Below are 7,396 nucleotides of genomic sequence, written 5' to 3'. Positions count from 1 at the left end.
TTAGGACATAATCATAAATGTTATAATAGGACATTATCATATGTTGATCAGATTTTTTACTAGGAATTAAATTTTTTTTATTTGACAAAATAAATATGAGATGTTAACATAAAAACATACCCCCTCTATAGGGGGATGCGAAAAGGAGTGAGGAAATGGCAAATGCTAAAATAGAGATACAAGTAAATGGTATGACATGAGCATCTTGTTCATCAAGAGTTGAGAAGGCTCTAAATAAAAAAGAAGGTGTAGAAAAGGCTTCTGTAAATTTATTAGGTCAAAAAGCTACCATAGAATATGACAGTAGTTTACTAAAGCCGATAGATTTAGTAGAAGTAATAGAAAAATCAGGATATGAAGTTCCGCTAGTTACTAAGACATTTCTTGTTGAGGGTATGACATGTGCAGCTTGTTCTACTAGGGTAGATAAAGCTTTAAATGAGCTTGAAGAAATAGAAGAGGCAAATGTAAATCTATCTACAAATAAGGCTCTTGTAAAATTTCAATCTGGTTTATTAAGTGATGAGCATATAATAGGGATAATAGAAAAAGCAGGATACAAGGCAGAGGTTGAAAAGGAAAGAAACTTAGATCGTGAAAAAGAACTTAGAGAAAAAGAAATAAAATCTCTTAAGAGATCCTTTATAATATCTGCCATACTCACGCTACCACTTTTTTCAGCTATGTTTTTTCACATGGCAGGGGTAGATAATATACTAACAAATGGATGGTTTCAACTTATCCTAGCAACGCCAGTACAGTTTATAATAGGATATAGGTTTTATAATGGTGCTTACAAAGCCCTAAGAGGTGGAGGAGCAAATATGGATGTACTTATAGCTATGGGTACGTCGGCAGCCTATTTTTATAGTGTTTATAATCTATTTGCTGGAGTACATGAATATTACTTTGAAGCTTCAGCTACGATTATAACTCTTATACTTTTAGGTAAAACATTTGAAGCGGTTGCAAAAGGTAAAACCTCGGAAGCTATAAAAAAATTGATGGGCCTTCAGCCAAAGACGGCTACAATATTTAAAGATGGCCAAGAGAAAGTAATAGATATAGATGATTTAAATATAGGAGATATAGTAGTAGTAAAACCTGGAGAAAAAGTACCAGTAGATGGAGTAATAGTAGAGGGGACTTCTTCTTTAGATGAGTCTATGATAACAGGAGAAAGTGTTCCTATAGACAAAGAAGTTGACGACAAGGTAATAGGTGCTACTATAAATAAATTTGGTGCATTTAAGTTTAAAGCAACTAATATAGGAAAAGATACGGTTTTATCACAAATAATAAAACTTGTGGAAGATGCCCAAGGATCAAAAGCACCTGTTCAAAGACTTGCTGATAAGATATCTGGAATATTTGTACCAGTTGTTATAGGTATAGCACTTCTTACATTTTTAGTATTTTTCCTAGGATTTAAAGATTTTAATACAGGGCTTATAAATGCAGTAGCAGTTCTTGTTATAGCTTGTCCGTGTGCACTAGGTCTGGCAACACCTACTGCTATAATGGTTGGAACAGGTAAGGGTGCTGAAAATGGAATCTTGATAAAATCTGGTGAACACCTTGAAAGAATTCATGAAATGGACACGATAATATTTGATAAAACGGGTACAATAACTAAAGGGGAACCAGAGGTAACAGATGTATTATCATTTAATGAATTTGATGAGGATGAAATTTTAAGGATTGCAGCTAGTGTAGAAAAAGCTTCGGAGCACCCTTTAGGTCAATCCATTGTAAAATATGGTGAAGAAAAACTTGGATCTATAGTTTCAGCAGAAAACTTTGCAGCAGTTCCAGGTAAAGGCCTTAAAGCAGACTTTGAAGGTAAAAATATTTTAATTGGAAATAGAAAACTTATGAATGACAATAGTATAGATATAAAAGATAAAGAAAGTGAACTCGCAAAACTTGAAACAGAGGGTAAAACTGCTATGCTTTTATCTATAAATTCTAAGCTTTCAGGTATAATTGCAGTAGCAGATACAATAAAAGAGACATCGGCAAAAGCTATAAAAGAACTTCAAGATATGGGTCTGACAGTTTATATGATAACAGGAGATAATGAAAGAACAGCAAAAGCTATAGCAGATGAAGTAAATGTGGACAATATCCTAGCTGATGTTCTTCCAGAAAATAAGGCAGAAAAGGTAGAGGCGCTTAAAAAAGAAGGAAAACATGTAGGAATGGTAGGAGACGGTATAAACGATGCTCCAGCTCTTGCAGCTGCAAATGTAGGCTTTGCAATAGGTACTGGAACTGACGTAGCTATGGAAGCAGCAGATATAACCCTTATGAGGGGAGATCTTGAAGGAGTAGTTACAGCTATAAGACTAAGTCATAGAACTATGAAAACAATACGTCAAAACCTATTTTGGGCATTTTTCTATAACAGTGTAGGTATACCTTTTTCAGCACTTGGTTTTTTAAATCCTATGGTAGCAGGTGCAGCTATGGCCTTTAGTTCAGTTTCAGTTGTTACTAACTCTTTAAGGCTTAAAAACTTTAGATAAGACTTGCTTCAGATGCGTCTTTGATGCAAAGTCTTATCTATCCAGGAGCTATGCAATTACATATTTCATATTTTTACAATGAAATATTGTAATTGTAAGCTATCGGGCAAATAAAACAAAAATATTAGGAGGAATATAAAATGAAAAAAACATTAAAAGTAGAAGGCATGAGCTGTGGACATTGTGAAAAGGCTGTTAAGGAAGCTTTAAGAGAGGATCCATCAGTACTTGATGTGAAGGTAGATTTATTAGAAGGAAAGGTTGAAGTTACAGGAGACAACTTAGAAGATAAAAGATTAAAAGAAGCAATAGATGAAGCGGGTTACCAAGTGATGAGTATAAACTAATGGCAAAAGAAAATGTAAATGATACTAAGAAAAAGGCCTTAAATAAATTGAAAACTGTCCGAGGACAAATTGATGGGATAGTAAAAATGTTAGAAGATGAAAGATACTGTGTAGATATATCTACACAGATCTTATCTGTCATAGGACTCTTAAAAAAAGCAAATATAGATATATTAAATAGCCACATCAGATCTTGTGTTGCAAATGCAATACTTGAAAGTGAAGATGAGGGCGATGAAAAAATAGAAGAGATAATAAATATAATAGATAAATATATAAAATAAAAGATTTTACAAACTTTGTAAAATCTTCTATTTTTTTTATTTTATACTTACATTTTAGGCGAACATGTGTTAAAATCATAATAGAACATATGTTGGTTTTGGAATGAAGAATATATATTTTTAAAATAAGAAATATGTTTTAAATTATATAAAATGGAAATAATCATTGAAGAAGGATAAGAGATACAAAAAAGATAAATACTCATTATCGCTATATTGTAGATAGGAGAGTAAAATGATAGATGAAATTAATGTAATGAAAAAGAAGTTGGAAAATCTTATAATAACTCATGATTTGAATGATGATATTGTATTAGAAACTAGCTGCCAATTGGATAAACTCATCTTAGAATATTATTCTAAAGAATATAATGACCTAAAACTTAAATTCAATGATAAAGACTATAAGAAACTATATAATACAAAATGATTATTTAAAGAAAGAAATTTCAATAGGAAGTATGGATAAATCCATACTTCCTATTGAAATTTCTGTCAAAAAGATATATAATTATACTATAAAGGTCAGAAAAGGTCAGAGAATGTAATTTTAAAAAAAGAGGTGCAATAAAATGGAATATAAAGATTATTATAAAACGCTTGGTGTAGAAAAGGATGCTAGTCAGGAAGAGATAAAAAAGGCTTTTAGACAAGCTGCTAAAAAATATCATCCAGATCTTCATCCAGACGATAAAAAAGCTCAAGATAAATTCAAAGAAGTAAACGAAGCATATGAAGTATTAGGTGATGAAAAAAAGAGACAACAATATGATACATTTGGTTCAGCAGGAGGTTTTCAAGGGGGGCAGAACTTTGATCCTTCTCAATACGGATATGGTGGCAGAACTTATACTTATAGTGGTTCTGGCGGTGAAGGATTTAGTGACTTCTTTAACACTATATTTGGAGGCGGAGGAGCAGGTGCATCCGCCGGTGGATTTAATATAAACGATATATTTGGTGGAGGATCTACTAGAGGAGCTAGACCACAAAGAAAATCTTATGATTCGGAGTTAAACATTACAATTGAAGAAGCTTATAGAGGTGTAGAAAGAGATTTAAACCTTAACTTTGGTGGACAAACAAAAAATATAAAAGTAAAGGTGCCAAAAGGGATACTTCCTGGTAAAAAGTTAAAAGTTAAGGGAGATAAATGGGGGATAGATGGAGATATCCTCTTTAAGATAAACTTCAGAAAAGATGAGACTTTAGAATTAGACGGACTTAACATAATATCTAGAGTAGATGTATTTCCTTGGGATGCAGCCCTTGGGAGCAAGCAAGTTGTAGATACACTAGATGGTAAAATAAAGGTTAATATTCCAGAAAATATAGAAAGTGGTAAAAGAATAAAGATACCTAAAAAAGGATATAAAGATAGAAAAGAAAATAGGGGAGACCTATATTTAAAGATAAATATAGTAAATCCTGAAAGCCTTTCTAAAAAACAAAAAACATTATATGAAAAATTAAAAAATACTATAAAATAGGAGGAAAAATATATGGATTTAAATAGATTTACACAAAAGAGTATAGAAGCTATTCAAGCTTCACAAAATTTAGCTACAGAATATGGGAACCCTCAAGTAGATGAAATCCATATTCATTATAGTCTCATAGATGATAAAGACGGACTTATTCCAAGAGTTCTTGTCTTTATGAATGAAAATGTAGATATGATAAAGGCAGATCTTTTAAAAGAAATAGAAAGGCTTCCAAAACAGCAAGGAGGATCTGTTTATCCTAGTAGAACATATACTAAGATTATAAAAGAAGCAGAAGGGGAAATGAAAAAATTTGGAGATGAATATATAGGAGTAGAACATATATATATTTCTCTTTTAAAAGAAAAGGCTAGTCATTCTGAAAAAATATTTAATAAATATAATATAAGCATGCAAAGATTTTTAGAAAATCTAAAAAAGATAAGAGGAAATCAGACAATAACTACAGATAATCCTGAAGAGACTTATGAGGCCTTAGACCGCTTTGGAGTAAATATGGTTGAAGAAGCAAGACAAGGTCAAATGGATCCTGTAATAGGAAGAGATAGTGAAATAAGAAGTGCTATCAGAATACTATCTCGTAGAACTAAAAATAACCCCGTTTTAATAGGAGAACCTGGTGTTGGTAAAACAGCTATAGTAGAAGGCTTAGCTCAAAGAATAGTAAATGGAGATGTGCCAGAAGGACTTAAGGAAAAAACAATATATTCCCTAGATATAGGAGCCTTACTTGCAGGTGCAAAATATAGGGGAGATTTTGAAGAAAGATTAAAGGCTGTATTAGAGGAAATTAAATTATCTAATGGTAATATAATTCTTTTTATAGATGAAATTCACAATATAGTCGGAGCTGGTAAAACAGAAGGTTCAATGGATGCTTCAAATCTTTTAAAACCTATGCTTGCAAGAGGAGAACTTAGAACTATAGGCGCAACTACTTTAGATGAATATAGGGAGCATATAGAAAAAGATGCAGCATTTGAAAGAAGACTTCAAAAAATACTAGTTAAAGAACCTAGTGTAGAAGATACTATATCAATATTAAGAGGACTTAAGGAAAAATATGAAATTCATCATGGTATAAGAATATCAGACGGAGCAGTTATATCAGCTGCAACCCTTTCAGATAGATATATAAGTGATAGGTTTTTACCTGATAAAGCAATAGATCTTATGGATGAAGCTTCAGCTATGATTAGAACAGAAATAGATTCTATGCCTAGAGAAGTAGATGAAGTTCGTAGAAAGGTGCTCCAACTTGAAATAGAAAAAGCAGCACTTAAAAAAGAAAGTGATGAAGCTTCTCAAAAAAGACTTGAAAAATTAGAAGAGGAACTCTTTAATTCCAAAGAAGAACTTGAAAAATTAAAAGAAAAATGGGAAGAAGAAAAAAAGAGTATAGGTGGAGTCAAAACTATAAAAGAAGATATAGATAGGGTAAAAAGAGAAATAGAAGAAGCTGAAAGAAACTACGATTTAGAAAGATTATCTGAACTTAAATATGGAACACTTGTAGAACTGGAAAATAAACTAAAAAAAGCAAATGAAAGTGAAGAATCTGAAAAAGATGAAAATAAAATGCTAAAAGAAGAAGTAACAGAAGAAGAAATAGCAGAAATCATATCAAACTGGACAGGTATACCTTTATCAAAACTTGTAGAATCAGAAAGAGAAAAACTTTTAAATCTTGATAAAGTTCTTCACAAGAGAGTTATAGGTCAGAAAGAAGCAGTTGAATCTGTAGTAGATGCAGTTATAAGGGCTAGATCCGGTATGAAAGACAAAAATAGACCTATAGGTAGCTTTGTATTTTTAGGACCTACAGGAGTTGGTAAAACTGAACTTACAAAAGCCTTAACAAGAGTACTTTTTGATGATGAAAGAAATATGATAAGAATTGATATGAGTGAATATATGGAAAAACATACAGTTTCACGACTAGTTGGTTCACCACCTGGATATGTAGGATATGAAGAAGGAGGCCAACTTACAGAAGCTGTAAGAAGAAAGCCTTACTCTGTAATTTTACTTGATGAGATAGAAAAAGCCCATAAGGATGTATTTAATATACTCCTACAAGTATTAGATGATGGAAGACTTACAGACAATAAAGGAAGAACTGTAGACTTTAAAAATACAGTTATAATTATGACTTCAAATATAGGTAGCCACCATCTACTAGAAGGAATAGATAAAAAAGGAAATATAAATGAAGATACAAAAGAAGATGTTCTAAGTGAAATGAGAACTTTATTTAGACCGGAATTTTTAAATAGAATAGATGAAATAGTAATGTTTAAACCATTATTAAAAGATGAAATATTTAAGATAATAGATCTTCAAGTTGATGAAATACAAGAAAAATTAGAAGATCGAGAAATCAAAATAAACTTTACTGATCAAGCAAAAGAATATGTCTTAGATAAGTCTTATTCTATCCAATATGGTGCAAGACCTGTTAAAAGATTTTTACAAAAAGAACTTGAAACCATGATAGGAAGAAAGCTTATTAAAGGTGAAATAAAGGATAAAGACAAGGTAATAGTAGATGTCAAAGACCATAAATTAGATATTCACATATAAGTATCTAAAAGATGAGTTTATAGCTTGGCCTATGAACTCATCTTTTTTATGTTTATATAAAGGTTTATATGGTAAGTATAATATAAATAAGTTTAAAAGCAATCTGGTAATATGTCAAGAGATAATTTCTAAGTAAAAGAAAAGAAACT

General features: G+C 31.3%; 6 protein-coding genes and 1 pseudogene. All 7 read left to right on the top strand.

Annotated features, from left to right (window positions below):
* Nucleotides 1–212 precede the first annotated feature (212 nt).
* Nucleotides 213–551, top strand: a pseudogene (locus ACTHW2_RS08940) (cation transporter); the annotation flags it as partial.
* A 132-nt stretch (nucleotides 552–683) separates the two neighbouring features.
* Nucleotides 684–2,528, top strand: a complete 1,845-nt coding sequence (locus tag ACTHW2_RS08935) for a copper-translocating P-type ATPase (protein ID WP_442263595.1) — start codon at nucleotides 684–686, stop codon at nucleotides 2,526–2,528.
* A 140-nt stretch (nucleotides 2,529–2,668) separates the two neighbouring features.
* On the top strand, nucleotides 2,669–2,875 hold the full coding sequence (locus ACTHW2_RS08930; protein WP_442263594.1) for a heavy-metal-associated domain-containing protein: 207 nt from the start codon (nucleotides 2,669–2,671) through the stop codon (nucleotides 2,873–2,875).
* Nucleotides 2,875–3,159 carry a metal-sensing transcriptional repressor gene (locus tag ACTHW2_RS08925; RefSeq protein ID WP_442263593.1) on the top strand — a complete coding sequence of 95 codons (285 nt, stop codon included), beginning with the start codon at nucleotides 2,875–2,877 and terminating at the stop codon, nucleotides 3,157–3,159. Before ACTHW2_RS08930 ends, ACTHW2_RS08925 begins: the two co-directional genes overlap by 1 nt.
* A gap of 235 nt (nucleotides 3,160–3,394) precedes the next feature.
* On the top strand, nucleotides 3,395–3,589 hold the full coding sequence (locus ACTHW2_RS08920) for an aspartyl-phosphate phosphatase Spo0E family protein (RefSeq protein WP_442263592.1): 195 nt from the start codon (nucleotides 3,395–3,397) through the stop codon (nucleotides 3,587–3,589).
* A gap of 142 nt (nucleotides 3,590–3,731) precedes the next feature.
* The gene (locus tag ACTHW2_RS08915) at nucleotides 3,732–4,649 is read left to right on the top strand and encodes a DnaJ C-terminal domain-containing protein (RefSeq protein ID WP_442263591.1); all 918 of its coding nucleotides are present in this window, start codon (nucleotides 3,732–3,734) and stop codon (nucleotides 4,647–4,649) included.
* Between the two features lie 12 nt (nucleotides 4,650–4,661).
* Nucleotides 4,662–7,247 (top strand): ATP-dependent chaperone ClpB, encoded by a 2,586-nt coding sequence (gene clpB / locus ACTHW2_RS08910; protein WP_442263590.1) that lies wholly within the window; start codon nucleotides 4,662–4,664, stop codon nucleotides 7,245–7,247.
* Nucleotides 7,248–7,396: the final 149 nt, after the last annotated feature.

The sequence above is a fragment of the Tissierella sp. genome (genome assembly GCF_052089545.1).
Taxonomy (GTDB): domain Bacteria; phylum Bacillota; class Clostridia; order Tissierellales; family Tissierellaceae; genus Tissierella_A.
The sequence above is the reverse complement of the archived record's forward strand: the minus strand, read 5'-3'. Positions and strand labels throughout refer to the sequence as shown.